12 protein-coding genes are annotated in these 14860 nt (G+C 59.6%); 5 read left to right on the plus strand and 7 right to left on the minus strand.

Annotated elements, in window-relative coordinates; all coding sequences use genetic code 11:
- Positions 1–81: 81 nt before the first annotated feature.
- From ccoP to ccoN, 4 genes are read right to left on the minus strand one after another with little or no spacing between them, the layout of a single operon-like run.
- Complete coding sequence (ccoP, locus tag AB4O23_RS11725; RefSeq protein ID WP_017527507.1) at positions 82–1029, minus strand: cytochrome-c oxidase, cbb3-type subunit III; 948 nt, start codon at positions 1027–1029, stop codon at positions 82–84.
- Positions 1026–1226, minus strand: coding sequence for a cbb3-type cytochrome oxidase subunit 3 (locus AB4O23_RS11730; protein WP_010208563.1), 201 nt, complete (start codon positions 1224–1226; stop codon positions 1026–1028). Before AB4O23_RS11730 ends, ccoP begins: the two co-directional genes overlap by 4 nt.
- A gap of 3 nt (positions 1227–1229) precedes the next feature.
- A complete protein-coding gene (gene ccoO / locus AB4O23_RS11735) occupies positions 1230–1838 on the minus strand; it encodes a cytochrome-c oxidase, cbb3-type subunit II (protein ID WP_017527509.1) in 609 nt (202 codons plus the stop codon).
- A gap of 10 nt (positions 1839–1848) precedes the next feature.
- Positions 1849–3273: a cytochrome-c oxidase, cbb3-type subunit I gene (gene ccoN / locus AB4O23_RS11740; protein ID WP_116079354.1), complete on the minus strand. Its 1425-nt coding sequence runs from the start codon at positions 3271–3273 to the stop codon at positions 1849–1851.
- 79 nt (positions 3274–3352) lie between these two features.
- Between ccoN and AB4O23_RS11745 the strand changes: the two genes are divergently transcribed.
- Positions 3353–4045: an alpha/beta family hydrolase gene (locus AB4O23_RS11745; protein ID WP_116079355.1), complete on the plus strand. Its 693-nt coding sequence runs from the start codon at positions 3353–3355 to the stop codon at positions 4043–4045.
- A gap of 32 nt (positions 4046–4077) precedes the next feature.
- Here the strand turns inward: AB4O23_RS11745 and AB4O23_RS11750 are convergent, their stop codons facing one another.
- Positions 4078–5643 (minus strand): methyl-accepting chemotaxis protein, encoded by a 1566-nt coding sequence (locus tag AB4O23_RS11750; RefSeq protein WP_017527512.1) that lies wholly within the window; start codon positions 5641–5643, stop codon positions 4078–4080.
- Between the two features lie 451 nt (positions 5644–6094).
- Between AB4O23_RS11750 and AB4O23_RS11755 the strand changes: the two genes are divergently transcribed.
- From AB4O23_RS11755 to AB4O23_RS11765, 3 genes are all read left to right on the plus strand, one after another.
- The gene (locus AB4O23_RS11755) at positions 6095–7537 is read left to right on the plus strand and encodes a mannose-1-phosphate guanylyltransferase/mannose-6-phosphate isomerase (RefSeq protein ID WP_460063274.1); all 1443 of its coding nucleotides are present in this window, start codon (positions 6095–6097) and stop codon (positions 7535–7537) included.
- A 443-nt stretch (positions 7538–7980) separates the two neighbouring features.
- Positions 7981–9015: a GDP-mannose 4,6-dehydratase gene (gene gmd / locus AB4O23_RS11760; protein WP_017527514.1), complete on the plus strand. Its 1035-nt coding sequence runs from the start codon at positions 7981–7983 to the stop codon at positions 9013–9015.
- Between the two features lie 95 nt (positions 9016–9110).
- Positions 9111–10061, plus strand: coding sequence for a GDP-mannose 4,6-dehydratase (locus AB4O23_RS11765; RefSeq protein WP_083221657.1), 951 nt, complete (start codon positions 9111–9113; stop codon positions 10059–10061).
- Between the two features lie 27 nt (positions 10062–10088).
- Here AB4O23_RS11765 and AB4O23_RS11770 read toward each other — a convergent pair whose 3' ends face one another.
- Together AB4O23_RS11770 and AB4O23_RS11775 are read right to left on the minus strand one after the other, a co-directional pair.
- On the minus strand, positions 10089–10973 hold the full coding sequence (locus tag AB4O23_RS11770) for a DMT family transporter (protein WP_065878159.1): 885 nt from the start codon (positions 10971–10973) through the stop codon (positions 10089–10091).
- Between the two features lie 52 nt (positions 10974–11025).
- Positions 11026–12651, minus strand: coding sequence for a HAMP domain-containing methyl-accepting chemotaxis protein (locus AB4O23_RS11775; RefSeq protein WP_116079362.1), 1626 nt, complete (start codon positions 12649–12651; stop codon positions 11026–11028).
- Positions 12652–13040: 389 nt separating this feature from the next.
- Between AB4O23_RS11775 and aceK the strand changes: the two genes are divergently transcribed.
- A complete protein-coding gene (gene aceK, locus AB4O23_RS11780) occupies positions 13041–14750 on the plus strand; it encodes a bifunctional isocitrate dehydrogenase kinase/phosphatase (protein WP_065878156.1) in 1710 nt (569 codons plus the stop codon).
- Positions 14751–14860: the final 110 nt, after the last annotated feature.

A 14860-nucleotide genomic window follows, 5' to 3' on the forward strand; every position in this document is an offset into this window, starting at 1 on the left:
GTGGCAAGGGATCTTGCTGGGGTAAGGGAGCAAGCTCCCCGCAAAAAGTGACCGCCCCAGGGTCGGGGCGGTCGTCAACGCTTACTGCGGTTGGGCTTGCGGCGTTGCGCCGTTGGCGTTATGGGACAGGCTGTACACGTAAGCCGCCAGCAAATGCACCTTGTCATTGCCTTGCAGCACGTCCTGCGCCGGCATCTGGCCCTGGCGGCCGTGGCGGATAGTCTGCTGCAACTGCGCCAGGCCGGTGCCGTAGATATAACCGCCGGGCAGCGTCAGGTTCGGCGCGCCCATGGCTTCCATGCCGTGGCCTTGTGGGCCATGGCAGGCTACGCAGGTGGTGTTGAACGCAGCTTGACCGGCGGCCAGGTCAGCAGTGCTGTCGGCCGGCAGTGGCAGTTTGGCCAAGTCGTGACGCACATAGGCGGCGACGTTTCTTACACCATCATCACCCAATATCTCACCCCAGGCCGGCATCGCCGCGTGGCGACCGTTCAGGATGGTGGTCTTGATCGCTTCGGCCGAACCGCCCCAGCGCCAGATAGTGTCTGCCAGGTTAGGGAAACCGTACGCGCCCTTGGCATCCGAACCGTGGCACACCGCGCAGTTGGAGGCGAACAAACGCCCGCCCATTTTCAGCGCTTGCGGGTCCTTGGCCACTTCTTCCACGGGCATGGCCGAGAATTTGGCGAAGATCGGCCCGAACTTGGCGTCGGCCTTGGCCATTTCCTTGTCCCACTCCTTGGCCTGGGTCCAGCCGCCTTCATAACCGGGCAATATGCCTTTCCAGTTGCCCAGGCCCGGGTAGAGCACCAGGTAGCCGACGGCAAACACCAGGGTGCCGGCGAACAGCATGAACCACCACTGCGGCAGGGGGTTGTCGTATTCCTCGATACCGTCGAAGGCGTGGCCCATGGTCTGGTCGACGCTGCCCTTGGTCTCGCCCTTGCGGGTGCCGATCAACAGCCAGGTCAGGCCGATCAGGCTGCCGATGGTCAGTACACAGATCCATGTACTCCAGAATAGGGTCATGGCCGGGTGCTCCTTATTGCAGGCTCTTCTTGAGCGTCGGATGGAGAAGGTTCATCGGCGAAGGGCAGCAGGCGCGCCTGCTCGAATTCCGCATTGCGCCGGTTGTTGAACACCCACAGTGACAGGCCGATAAAGGCGATGGCGACGACCAGCGTGCCAAGGCCGCGGATGGTGCCCGCATCGAATTCAAATCCCATGGCTCACCTCTTGCTCTTGATGGCGGTGCCGAGCACTTGCAGGTATGAAACCAGCGCGTCCATTTCGGTCTTGCCCTTGAGGCTGGCGACGGCGCCACTGATGTCGTCGTCGGTGTACGGCACGCCGAGGGTGCGCATCACCTTCAACTTGCTCTCGGTGTGGCTGCTGTCGACCTGGGCCGTGACCAGCCATGGATAGGCCGGCATTTTCGACTCCGGTACCACGTTGCGCGGGTTGTACAAGTGCGCGCGATGCCAGTCGTCCGAGTAGCGTGCGCCGACGCGTGCCAGGTCCGGCCCGGTGCGCTTGGAACCCCACAGGAAGGGGTGGTCCCACACGCTTTCACCGGCGACCGAGTAGTGGCCGTAACGTTCGGTTTCGGCGCGGAACGGACGGATCATCTGCGAGTGGCACTGTACGCAGCCTTCGCGGATGTAAATGTCGCGGCCTTCCAGTTGCAGCGCGGTGTAGGGCTTCATGCCTTCGACCGGCTTGTTGGTCACGTCCTGGAAGAACAGCGGGACGATCTGGGTCAGGCCGCCGATACTCACGGCGAGTACCATCAGCAACATCAGCAGGCCGACGTTTTTTTCAATCGTTTCGTGTTTCATCACGGACTCCTCAGGCCAACTGCGCAGTGGCAGTGGCTTCGACAGGCTGCGGCGAACGCACGGTGCGCCACGTGTTGTAAGCCATCAGCAGCATGCCGCTGAGGAACACCGCGCCGCCCACCAGCCGCACGATGAAGCCTGGGTGGCTGGCCACCAGGGTTTCGACGAAGGAGTAGGTCAAGGTGCCGTCTTCATTGACCGCACGCCACATCAGGCCCTGGGCGATGCCGTTGACCCACATCGAAGCGATGTAGAGCACGGTGCCGATGGTGGCCAGCCAGAAGTGCGCGTTGATCAGGCCGAGGCTGTACATCTGCTCGCGACCGAAGATTTTCGGGATCATGTGGTACAGCGCGCCGATGGAGATCATCGCCACCCAACCCAGCGCCCCGGCGTGTACGTGGCCGATGGTCCAGTCGGTGTAGTGGGAGAGGGCGTTGACGGTCTTGATCGCCATCATCGGACCTTCGAAGGTCGACATGCCGTAGAAGGCCAGGGAGACAACAAGGAAGCGCAGGATCGGGTCGCTGCGCAACTTATGCCAAGCCCCCGAGAGCGTCATCATGCCGTTGATCATGCCGCCCCAGCTTGGCGCCAGCAGCACCAGCGACATCACCATGCCCAACGACTGCGCCCAGTCCGGCAGCGCGGTGTAGTGCAAGTGGTGCGGGCCGGCCCAGATGTACAGGGTGATCAGCGCCCAGAAGTGCACGATGGACAAGCGATAGGAATACACCGGGCGCTCGGCCTGCTTGGGTACGAAGTAGTACATCATCCCCAGGAAACCGGCGGTGAGGAAAAAGCCTACCGCGTTGTGCCCATACCACCACTGCACCATGGCATCCGTCGCACCGCCGTAGAGGGAGTAGGACTTGGTCAGGCTGACCGGGATTTCCAGGTTGTTGACGATATGCAAAATCGCCACGGTGATGATGAACGCACCGAAGAACCAGTTACCGACGTAAATGTGCTTGGTGTTGCGCTTCATCACCGTGCCGAAGAACACGATGGCGTAGGCCACCCAGACAATGGTGATCAGGATGTCGATCGGCCATTCCAGCTCGGCGTATTCCTTGGAACTGGTGTAGCCCAGCGGCAAGGTGATCGCGGCCAAGAGGATGACCAACTGCCAGCCCCAGAAGCAGAACGCGGCGATTTTCGGCGCGAACAGCTGAGTCTGGCAGGTGCGCTGCACCGAGTAGAACGAGCTGGCAAACAGCGCGCAGCCACCGAAGGCGAAGATCACCGCGTTGGTGTGCAGCGGGCGCAAGCGGCCGAAGCTGGTCCAGGGCAAATCGAAGTTGAGCGCGGGCCAAACCAATTGGGCGGCGAGAAAAACCCCGAGCCCCATGCCGACGATGCCCCACACCACCGTCATAATGGCGAATTGGCGGACCACCTTGTAGTTATAGGCGGTACTTAAAGTAGTGTTCATGGTTCCCCATCCACGGTTCAACCCAAGCAAGTGCGGCACTTGGGCTGGAGTTATAGGCAGACTAAATAGCGAGGCAAGCATGGGCAAAGAGCACAAGGCCAGTATTGACGGGGATCAATGGGCGCAGTGTGCGCGGGAACATGGGTGGTTATGGGATGTCGCATCGGGCCCGGCGGCGGGTACCGCGCCGACGCTGATCCTGGCCCACGGCGCCGGCGCCCCGATGGACTCGTCTTTCATGAGCGACATGGCTGCACGCCTTGCCGGGCATGGCGTGAACGTGTTGCGCTTCGAGTTTCCCTATATGGCCCAGCGTCGGCTGGACGGCGGCAAACGCCCACCGAACCCGGCGCCGAAACTGCTGGGTGCCTGGCGTGAGGTGCATACCGTAGTGCGACGCCATGTCGCTGGGAAGCTGGCCATCGGTGGCAAGTCGATGGGTGGGCGCATGGCCAGTTTGTTGGCCGATGAAGTCGGCGCCGATGGCCTGGTGTGCCTGGGGTATCCCTTCTATGCGGTGGGTAAGCCTGAGAAACCACGGGTCGAGCACCTGGCGGGCTTGAAAACACCGACGCTGATTGTGCAGGGCGAGCGCGATGCCTTGGGCAATCGGGCGGCGGTAGAAGGCTATGATTTGTCGCCGAGCATCGAGGTGATGTGGCTGGAGGCGGGGGATCATGACTTGAAGCCGTTGAAGGCTTCCGGGTTTAGCCATGAGCAGCATGTGGAGGCTGCGGCAGTGAGGGTGGCCGGGTTTCTCGGCGCCCTCTAGGGCCCTATCGGGGGCAAGCCCCCGATAGCGGTTTACCGGTTAAACCGCTCCACCAGCGAGTACTGGGTATTAGCGGTATGCGTCAGCTCTTCACTCAACTGCGCCGAGTTCAACGCCTGCTCCGAGGTCTGGTCCGCCAGCAACGCAATGGTGCTGATATTGCGACTGATCTCCTCGGCCACCGAGCTTTGTTCCTCGGTCGCCGCGGCGATTTGGGTTGTCATGTCGGTGATATGCGCCACCGCCTCACTGATGCCCACCAGCGCCTGGTCTGCTTCCATCACCCGCGCCACGCCTTCTTCGGCCTGGCGATGCCCGGCGTCCATGGTCTGTACGGCGGCGGAGGCGGTTTGCTGCAGCTTGGCGATCAGGGCATGGATCTGCCCGGTCGATTCAGCCGTGCGTTGCGCCAGTTGGCGAACCTCGTCAGCCACTACCGCAAAACCACGGCCCATTTCGCCGGCACGTGCCGCTTCGATGGCTGCGTTCAATGCCAGCAAGTTGGTCTGGTCGGCAATGCCTTTGATCACGTCAACCACGCCACCGATCTCGTCGCTGTCCTTGGCCAACTGCGTGACGGTCACCCCCGTTTCCCCGACGGCCAGCGACAAGCGCTGAATCGCCTCGCGGGTTTCCCCGGCGATATCGCGACCGCGACCGGTCAGGCGGTTGGCCTCCTGGGTCGCATCGGCGGTGCGCTGCACGTGGCTGGCCACTTCCTGGGTCGTCGCCGCCATCTGGTTGACCGCCGTGGCCACCTGTTCGGTTTCGACGCGCTGGCGTTCCAGGCCGCTGGAGCTGTTGTGCGCCAGGGTGTTGGACTGCGCGGCTTGGTCGTTGAGGTGTTCGGCGGTGTCCTGCAAGCGCGTAAGACAGGTCTTCAGACGTGCCTCCTGGCTGAGGATCGACATCTCCAGGCGCGCCTGGGCGCCACGGCTGTCGGTGTACATCTGCGCGATCAGCGGGTCGGACGTGGTTTGCTCGGCCAGGCGCAACAGGCGCTTGAGCCCGCGCTGCTGCCAGCTCAGGCCCAGCAGGCCCAACGGTACCGACAAGCCCGCCGCCAGGGCAAAGCCCCAGTGGGAATTGAGCGACGCGCCGATCATGAAACTTAACTGGCTGATCAGGATAAATGGCACCCAGTCCTGCAACACCGGCAGCCACTTGTCCCGCTGGGGAACGGCCGACTTGCCCTGGTTGATGCGTTGGTAGAGCGCTTCGGCCCGGCGGATCTGCTCGGTGGTGGGCTTGATGCGTACCGATTCGTAGCCGACCACCTGATTGCCTTCGAAGACCGGCGTCACATAGGCGTTAACCCAGTAATGATCGCCCGTCTTGCAGCGGTTCTTGACAATGCCCATCCATGGCAAGCCTTGTTTGAGCGTTGACCACATATGCCCGAACACTGCAGCCGGCACATCCGGGTGACGTACCAGGTTGTGCGGCGCACGCAGCAGTTCTTCACGGGAGAACCCACTGATCTCGACGAACGCGTCGTTGCAGTAAGTGATCACGCCTTTGGCATCTGTGGTGGAGATCAACCGTTGCTGAGCGGGGAAGGTACGTTCGCGCTGGGTAACGGGTTGGTTATTACGCATGGTTTTTTTATCCGCAAGGCTTTGAAGGGTTGTCGGCCGTGATCTGTGATTGTTGAGTGGATTTTCCGATAAGCAGTGTAGACACAGTCCCGGCGCAAGGGCGCGAGCATTCATGTGGCGTACACCGATGGGCTGCAGAGCGTGGGGTGTTTTTGCGGGCGTTCGGTTGTTTGAGGCGCAAAATCGACACGTCCCTTGGCAGGCTTTTTTCCTGGGCCATAAAAAATAGTTTTTGTCTGTCGGATGACGGGTCTTTTCCTAGACATAAATGACCATTTAAATAAGAATGTTCGGGGTAATTTGTAAGAGAAACGCCATAACCTCCTCCAAACGCTCCGGCGATTTGATTTTTTAGCTCAAAGACTCTAGTCGCTTTGCTTTCGAGTCTGTTCGTCGCGAGGAGGCGAGGGCGACGGCCGAAATAAAATGACATTGCGTAAAGGAGTACAGTGTGGCACTCGTTCCAGTCATTATTTGCGGCGGTGCGGGTAGCCGTCTGTGGCCTGTTTCCCGTTCAGCGCATCCCAAACCGTTTATTGAATTGCCAGATGGTGGCAATTTAATTCGGAAGACTTATGCTCGTGCCTTGGCTTTGGAGTCGGTCAGCGAAGTATTGACCATCACCAATCGTGATCTTTATTTCAAGACGCTCGATGAGTACGGCGCGCAGGCTCCGGAATTCACCAATTTAAGTTTCGTTCTGGAGCCATTCGGACGTAATACGGCTGCCGCAGTCGCACTCGCGGCCCAGGAAGTTGCACGAACTCATGGGCAAGATGCCATCATGTTAGTGCTGCCTGCCGATCACTTAATAGATAATCACGCTGCATTTGCCCAGGCCGTTTGCTCTGCTTCGGAACTGGCAAAAGACGGCTGGCTGGTGACGTTCGGTGTAAAACCGGAGTTTGCGGAAACCGGTTACGGCTATATCCAAAAAGATAATGACGGCCCCCTTGGTAATGGGTTCAAGGTCAAACGTTTCGTCGAGAAACCGGACCTGGAAACGGCTCAAGGGTATGTGGTGTCGGGCGATTATTTTTGGAACTCCGGCATGTTCTGCTTCCGCGCGGGTACGCTGATCCAAGAAATGCAACTGTGCGCGCCGGATGTATCCAGCGCCGTGGACGCGTGCCTCGCAGGTTCCGGCACGATGACGGGTCACAGCCACCGCAGCCTGCACTTGGAGCCGGGCAGCTTTGCCAGGGTGCCGGACATCTCCATCGACTTCGCACTGATGGAGCGCTCAAGCAAAGTGGCGACGGTGCCTTGTGACATCGGTTGGAGCGATATCGGTTCGTGGAACGCCATGAGTGAACTGTCCCCGGCGGATGAGCACGGCAATCGCATTGACGGCGAGGCTATTTGTCATAACTCCAACAACAACTATGTGCGCAGCCATCGCCGACTGGCGGCTTTGGTCGGCGTTCAAGACCTGATCATTGTCGACACGACCGATGCCCTGCTGGTTGCACACAAAGATCACGCGCAAGACATCAAGGCTATCACTGCTCAGTTGAAGAAAAATGGGCATCAGTCCCATCTGGACCACACCACCGTGCGTCGTCCGTGGGGGGCCTACACCACCTTGGAAGACGGGCAGCGCTTCAAGATCAAGCGCATTGTCGTCAAGCCCCAAGGTTCGTTGTCGCTGCAGATGCACCATCACCGCAGCGAGCACTGGATTGTGGTCAGCGGTATGGCACGCGTGGTCAATAATGACCGCGAATTTCTACTCAATACCAATGAATCAACCTTCATTCCTGCCGGGCACACCCATCGGCTGGAGAATCCGGGGGTCATTGACTTGGTATTGATCGAAGTGCAGAGCGGTGATTACTTGGGTGAAGACGATATCGTGCGGTTCGAGGATATTTACGGTCGGGCCGGCATCTGAGTCATGCGCCGTTGGAAACACGTTTGAGGGCTCGCGGTTTGCCCGGCATCGCTTGGGTTGGGGTAGAGGATTATTCACCCATTGGCGCAGGTTGCGATTTAAGTGCTGATGTTGCCCAGCGTGCCGCCTGCGAAGTTGCAGGGTATTGAAGTAAATGCACTGTCGGGATTGTTTGCGACGCAGAGATTTTGATGAGGTTCACACCGCCGTATTTACAGTTGAGCCGAATGTAAAGTGAAACTCCATTGCGCATGCCCAAGAGCATTCATGGGGCAATTGTGCCGCTGGTTTTTTGCTGGTGTAACAAGATCAATTTTTGGTAAGCGCGTCGCTTGGGCGTGCTCATGTTTTCGGATAGAACGGGTAATGGACTGTACTCTTCATTACGATCTGAGTAGGTCAGCCTCGTTCGTTATAGGATTTATTTTCGAAGGGGATTTTTCATGAAAAAAGCAATTATCACCGGTGTTACTGGCCAAGACGGTGCGTACCTTGCTCAGCTCTTGCTGGAAAAAGGCTACACCGTATATGGCACCTATCGCCGTACCAGTTCGGTCAATTTCTGGCGGATGGATGAGCTAGGTGTCACCCAGCACCCAAACCTGCACCTGGTCGAATACGATCTGACGGATCTGTCCTCCAGCATTCGTCTGCTGCAGACCACGCAGGCCACTGAAGTCTACAACCTGGCTGCCCAGAGCTTCGTCGGTGTGTCCTTCGACCAGCCGGTGACCACCGGTGAAATCACGGGCTTAGGCGCGGTCAATTTGCTGGAAGCCATCCGCATCGTTAACCCGAAGGTGCGCTTCTACCAGGCCTCTACTTCGGAAATGTTCGGCAAGGTTCAAGCGATTCCACAGGTCGAATCCACGCCCTTTTATCCGCGCAGCCCATACGGCGTTGCCAAGTTGTACGCGCACTGGATGACCATCAACTACCGCGAGTCCTACGGGATATTCGGGACCAGCGGTATCTTGTTCAATCACGAGTCGCCACTGCGCGGCCGTGAGTTTGTTACCCGTAAGATCACTGACTCCGTCGCCAAGATCACCCAAGGCAAACTGAGCGTCCTGGAGCTGGGCAACATGGACGCCAAGCGCGATTGGGGTTTTGCCAAAGAGTACGTGGAAGGTATGTGGCGCATGCTGCAAGTCGATGAGCCAGACACCTTCGTGCTGGCGACCAATCGCACTGAAACAGTACGTGACTTTGTATCGCTGGCATTCAAAGCGGTTGAGATCGACCTGGAATGGAAAGACAAGGGTGACCAGGAGCACGCGATTGACGCACGCACCGGCAACACCGTGGTGCGGGTCAACCCGAAGTTCTACCGACCTACCGAGGTGGAGTTGTTGATCGGCGATCCAGCAAAAGCCAAGGCGGTCCTGGGTTGGGAACCAAAAACCAGCCTGGAGGAACTGTGCCGGATGATGGTTCAAGAAGACTTGCGTCGTAACGAACAAGGCTTTTCGTTCTAAGGCCAGAAGGGCGCAGTCACTTGCGTTGCAGTGGGCGGGTTCTATTTGAACCCGTTCGGTCCTACTTATGTTGTTCAGGCCAAAGGTGAATAGCGGTGAAACATGTTCTGGTGACTGGAGCCAACGGCTTTGTCGGTAAAGTCCTGCTCGGGCAACTATTGGCGGCAGGCTATCGAGTAAGTTGTGCTTGCACTACGCCCAACCCGTCACCTCGTGAAGGCGTGGAGCAGGCCATACTGGATATCCGTGATCCAAGTGCCTGTGCGGCGACGCTTGAACGGTTAAAGCCAACCCATATTATTCACCTGGCGGCCATTTCCCACGTGCCAACCAGTTTTCAAGACCCTCTGCTGACGTGGAATACCAATGTCATGGGCAGCCTGAATCTGCTGGAAGCCGTGAAACAGAAGGCTCCGGATGCCTTTGTTGTGTTCGCCAGTTCCTCTGAAGTGTATGGCGAGGCGTTCAAGGCTGGCGTAGCGCTGGACGAAAGCAGCCCGTGCTTGCCGATGAACCCTTATGCGGCCAGTAAATTGGCTGCGGAGTTGGCACTCGAGCAGTATTTCAAGCAGGGTATGCGAGGCGTGATTGCGCGCCCTTTCAACCATATTGGCAGCGGCCAGTCTCCTGACTTCGTGACGGCATCGTTTGCCCGACAGATCGCACGCATCGAAAGCGCAGAACAAGCGCCGGTCATGCAAGTCGGCAATCTGGAGGCATGCCGCGATTTCCTCGATGTGCAGGATGTGTGTGCCGCTTACGTGCAGTTGCTCAAGCTGAGCGATCGTCACGATTATCCCCGTTTGTTCAATATCGCATCGGGGCAGTCGCGAAAAATTCGCGACATTCTTGACGAGATGATCAGCCAAAGTACCGTGGATATTTCTGTTGAGCTTGACCCTCAACGCTTGCGGCCGTCCGATATCCCGGTCGCGGTGGGTAACTGTGACCGCATCCGCGACGTGCTCGGCTGGCAGCCAACTATCCCGCTGGAAGACACCCTGGCTTCGTTGTTGGCTGACTGGCGGTCGCGCACAGACGCATAAAACGTGTCCTCACCGAGCAACTCGCGCCTACAATTTTTGCGGGCGCAACACCAACCCCAACGCCCCCCCAATCAACACCCCTCCATACACGTGCGCCATCGACAACGGCTCCCCCAATAGCAAAGCCCCCCACAACACTCCAAACGGTGGGATCAAAAACGTCGTGGTCATCGATTTCACCGGTCCGATGGATGTCAGCAGCCGGAAGTACAAAACATACGCGAACGCTGTACACACCAAGCCCAACCCCAGCAGCGACATCCACACCTGCCACCCACCCCAGCTCGCGGGCGGATGGCTGATGGCGCTGTAGGCAAACAACGGCAGCAGGAACAACGTGGCGCCGAGCATGCTGCCCAACGCCGACAGGCGGCTGTCCAAGCCGCCGCGTTGGTCCAACCAGCGCCGCGCCAGGAACCCGGCAAAGCCATAACAGGTGGTGGCCAGCAGGCAGGCCAGCGCGCCTATCAATAATTCCAGGTCAAACGCCACTGGCCCCGCGCGGGTCAGTACGCCCACGCCGAACAAGCCCAGGCACACGCCGGCGAGTTTCGAGGGGGTGAGGCGCTCGCTGAAGAACAGCCCGCCGATCAGTACGCCCATCAGTGGCGTGGTCGCGTTGAAAATCGCCGAATAGCCCGCCGGCAGCACTTGGGCCGCCAGCGAATACAGGGTTGCGGGGATGCCGGAGTTGATCACGCCCAGCAGCAGCACGGTCTTGAACTTGCCCTGGAAGTCCCAGCTCACCCGCATCACTGTCAACATCACCAGCAGCCCGGCGGCGGCAATCGATACGCGGAAAAACGCGGTGGGCACGGTGCCGATTTCCGGCGCAATAATGCGCATGAACAGGAAGCTCGCGCCCCAGATGGCAGCCAGCCCCAGCAGGTAGAGGGTGTCGACAGGTCTCACGCAACGCTCCTACATCAATCAGGCGGCGAGTGTTGCACGCCGCTTTCATTGATTACAGAACAAACCGCGTCACCAGCCCATTCAGGTCCACCGCCAGGCGCGACAGTTCCTGGCTGGCGGCGCAGGTTTGGGTGGCGCCGGCGGCGGTCTGGGTGGACAGGTCGCGAATATTCACCAGGCTGCGGTCCACCTCCCGCGCCACCAGTGCTTGTTGCTCGGCGGCGCTGGCGATCACCAGGTTGCGCTGGCTGATCTGCGAGATGGCGGCGGTGATTTTCTCCAGGGCGCTGCCGGCGCTGTTGGCCCGTTGCAGGGTTTGGCCGGCGTGTTCGGCGCTGCTGTTGAGGGCCTCGACGGTGTTCTGGGTACCTTGCTGGATGCTGGTGATCATCTGCTCGATTTCCTGGGTGGAGTCCTGGGTGCGCTGGGCGAGCGAGCGCACCTCATCGGCGACTACCGCAAACCCGCGCCCGGCTTCACCGGCGCGCGCGGCTTCAATGGCGGCGTTGAGCGCCAGCAGGTTGGTTTGCCCGGCAATGCCACGGATCACCTCCAGCACCTTGCTGATGTCCTGCGCCTGTACGGCCAGGCCTTCGGCCTTGTTCGAGGCGCCGAGCACTTCCTCCACCAGGTTCTGGATCGAACTGATGGTTTCGCTGATCTGGTAGTGGCCGTGCTTGCTGTCTTCGTCCGAGGCCTGGGACGCTTCGGCGCTGGACACCGCGTTACCCGCCACTTCGTCCACCGCTGCGCTCATCTGGTTGACGGCGGTGGCGGCCTGTTCGATTTCATCGTTCTGCGCCTGCAGGCCACGGGTGCTCTGGTCCATCACCGAACTCATTTCCTCGGCCGCCGAGGCCAGTTGCTGGGCCGACTCGCTGATGCCTCGGATGGTGCTCTGCAACTGCGCCTGCATGCTGGCCAGCGCGCTGAGCAGTTGGGCCGGTTCATCGGTGCCACTGACCTTGATCGGCTGGCTCAAGTCGCCGTTGGCGATGGTGCGTGCCACGCTCAGGGCCTGGGCGATTGGGTGGGTGATGCTGCGAGTCAACAACCAGGCCATCAGCAAGGTGGCGATCAGCGCACCCACGATAATCAGGCTGACCACCCACTGCGCGCTCGAATACATCTGTGCCGCCGAATCGGCGGCGGCCTCGACGCCGTTCTGGTTGAACACGATCAGGTTTTCCAGGCTCTGGCTGAGGACCGCACCCTGGGGGGCGAGGCGACTGACGAGCAGGTCGAGGGCGTCCTGCTGCTGATCCTTGTCCACCAGCGCGATCATTTGGCTAGCGATGGCGAGGTAGGTCGCCACATGGGTTCTCAGGGTTTTGAGCAACTCGCGTTCTTCGTCGTTGCTCAGCAAGGTTTCATGCCGGTCGAGCAAGGCTTGCAGCTCGCTGCCGGTGCGGGTGATCAGGCCTCGGCTGGTGTCACGCACCCGCGATTCGTCGGTGCTCACCATGCGCAGGGACTCCAGGCGGACCGTGGCGATCAAGGCGGCGCTGTCGTGGATGTTCTCGATGCTCGGCATCCAATTCTGTTCAATGACCAGCGCACTTTCGCGCAGCTTGACCATCTGGCCCAGCCCAAACAGCCCCACGATCACCAGCAAAGCGGCCAAAACCCCAAAACTCAGGCTGGCGCGTAGCCCGATCCGCATATTCCTCAACGACATCTCAATGCTCCTTGTGCGATTAAAACCTGCTCCCGTAGCGGTCTTTTGACCTTGTCAGGGCGGGAGAGGGCGCGCTGTATATCAAAGTGCCATCAAGCTAGTAATCGGGGTTTCCCTTACTTGGATCCAAAATCATGGCGCATTGCCAGGTTCAAGACCGTTGGCGCTTTTCCAGGGCGGGGTGGCAAGCCACGCGTTTGCGGGGCTAGAGGCGCGGCGGCGGGTGACGTGTGCGCACGTTTATTGACCGATTGGTCGACTTATAAAAAATCAAAATAAATGCATGAAGTGAACGAAGCTGTACAACGCGGCGTAAAAAATCGTCCTTCTCCTGCTCTCCTACACTGGCTAAGCTCAGGGCTTCCAGATGCCCGTTCGAGGTTTCCCGCATGCCGCAGTCCGCCCCCGCCATCGCCCGAATGATCCTCGATGGCTTCGATGATTACCGCGAGCACTTCCGCCAGATCACCGACGGCGCCCGCGAGCGATTCGAAAAGGCCCAGTGGCAACAGGGCCAGGCGGCGTCGGCGGCGCGCATCAACCTGTATGAGGACAAAGTTCTTGAGGTGACCACACGCCTGCGCGCCAGCTTCGATGCCGCGCTGTTGCTGAAGATTGACCTGTGGCCCCTGGTTAAAAGCGCCTACATCGGCCTGATCGACCTGCGCTTCGACGATGAACTGTCGGAGACCTGGTACAACTCGATCTTTTGCGGCCTGTTCAGCCACGACCTGATCAGCGACGGCTGCATGTTCATTCACACCACACGGCCAAGCCTGCGCCGGGCACGCGCGGCGCAAACTCGCACGTACGCACCGGCCGGCAACATTGCGCCGGTGCTGGCGCAAATTTTCACGGACTTCAGCTTCAGCGAACCCTACGCCGACTTGCCCGCCGACCTGCGGCGCCTCCAAGCGCAACTGCGCGAGAACCTGCCGGATTGGGTGTGCAAGGACCCGGACCTCAAGATCGAGCTGTTTGCCTCGGTGCTCTACCGCAACAAAGGCGCCTACCTCGTAGGGCGCATCTACACCCGTGACGAACAATGGCCCTTGGTGATCCCGCTGTTGCACCGCGAGGGGCAGGGGATCCAGATCGATGCGTTGATCACCGACGAAGCCGAGGTGTCGATCATCTTTTCGTTCACCCGCTCCTACTTCATGGTCGACGTGCCGGTACCGGCGGAATTCATCGGCTTTCTCAAGCGCATCCTGCCGGGCAAACACATCGCCGAGTTGTACACCTCCATCGGCTTCTATAAACACGGCAAGTCGGAGTTCTACCGCGCGCTGATCAACCACCTGGCGACCACTGACGATCAATTCATCATGGCTCCCGGTGTGCGCGGCATGGTCATGAGCGTGTTTACCCTGCCGGGCTTCAACACCGTGTTCAAGATCATCAAGGACCGCTTCTCACCGTCGAAAAACGTCAACCGCGCCACAGTGATCGAGAAGTACCGCCTGGTTAAAAGCGTTGATCGTGTCGGGCGCATGGCCGATACCCAGGAGTTCGCCGACTTCCGTTTTCCGCTGAGTAAGTTCGAGCCCGAGTGCCTTGCCGAGCTGTTGGAAGTGGCCGCCGGCACGGTCGAGGTGGAGGGCGACACGGTGCTGATTCGCCACTGTTGGACCGAACGGCGCATGACCCCGCTCAACCTCTATCTCGACAACGCCAACCCCGCCCAGGTGCGTGAAGCCCTGGAAGACTACGGCCTGGCCATCAAGCAACTGGCGGCGGCCAATATCTTCCCCGGCGACATGCTGCTGAAGAATTTCGGTGTCACCCGCCACGGTCGCGTGGTGTTCTACGACTACGACGAGATCTGCTTTCTTACCGAAGCCAACTTCCGCCACATCCCGGCACCGCGTACCCCGGAGGATGAAATGGCCTCCGAGCCCTGGTACTCCATCGGCCCGCTGGACGTGTTCCCGGAAGAGTTCCCACCGTTCCTGTTTGCCGATGCCGGCCAGCGCAAGCTGTTCAATGAACTGCACGGCGAGTTGTACAACGCCGACTATTGGAAGGGCCTGCAAGACGCGATTCGGGCCGGCAAGGTGATCGATGTATTTCCGTATCGCAGAAAAGAGCCGCTGTAAGCGTCAAACGGCAAGTGAAAACCACACGGTGCTTACTGACTGCTTGAAGCTTGCCGCTTGCTGCTGCTTTTCTGCGACAATCCGCCCCCTGCCTATATAGAAGACCCTTG

It is taken from the genome of Pseudomonas sp. H2_A10, from assembly GCF_054680085.1.

Coding starts and splice junctions, on each gene's coding strand:
- ccoP (WP_017527507.1), bottom strand. CDS start 1,029: ATGACCCTATTCTGGAGTACATGGATCTGTGTACTGACCATCGGCAGC.
- AB4O23_RS11730 (WP_010208563.1), bottom strand. CDS start 1,226: ATGGGATTTGAATTCGATGCGGGCACCATCCGCGGCCTTGGCACGCTG.
- ccoO (WP_017527509.1), bottom strand. CDS start 1,838: ATGAAACACGAAACGATTGAAAAAAACGTCGGCCTGCTGATGTTGCTG.
- ccoN (WP_116079354.1), bottom strand. CDS start 3,273: ATGAACACTACTTTAAGTACCGCCTATAACTACAAGGTGGTCCGCCAA.
- AB4O23_RS11745 (WP_116079355.1), top strand. CDS start 3,353: ATGGGCAAAGAGCACAAGGCCAGTATTGACGGGGATCAATGGGCGCAG.
- AB4O23_RS11750 (WP_017527512.1), bottom strand. CDS start 5,643: ATGCGTAATAACCAACCCGTTACCCAGCGCGAACGTACCTTCCCCGCT.
- gmd (WP_017527514.1), top strand. CDS start 7,981: ATGAAAAAAGCAATTATCACCGGTGTTACTGGCCAAGACGGTGCGTAC.
- AB4O23_RS11775 (WP_116079362.1), bottom strand. CDS start 12,651: ATGTCGTTGAGGAATATGCGGATCGGGCTACGCGCCAGCCTGAGTTTT.
- aceK (WP_065878156.1), top strand. CDS start 13,041: ATGCCGCAGTCCGCCCCCGCCATCGCCCGAATGATCCTCGATGGCTTC.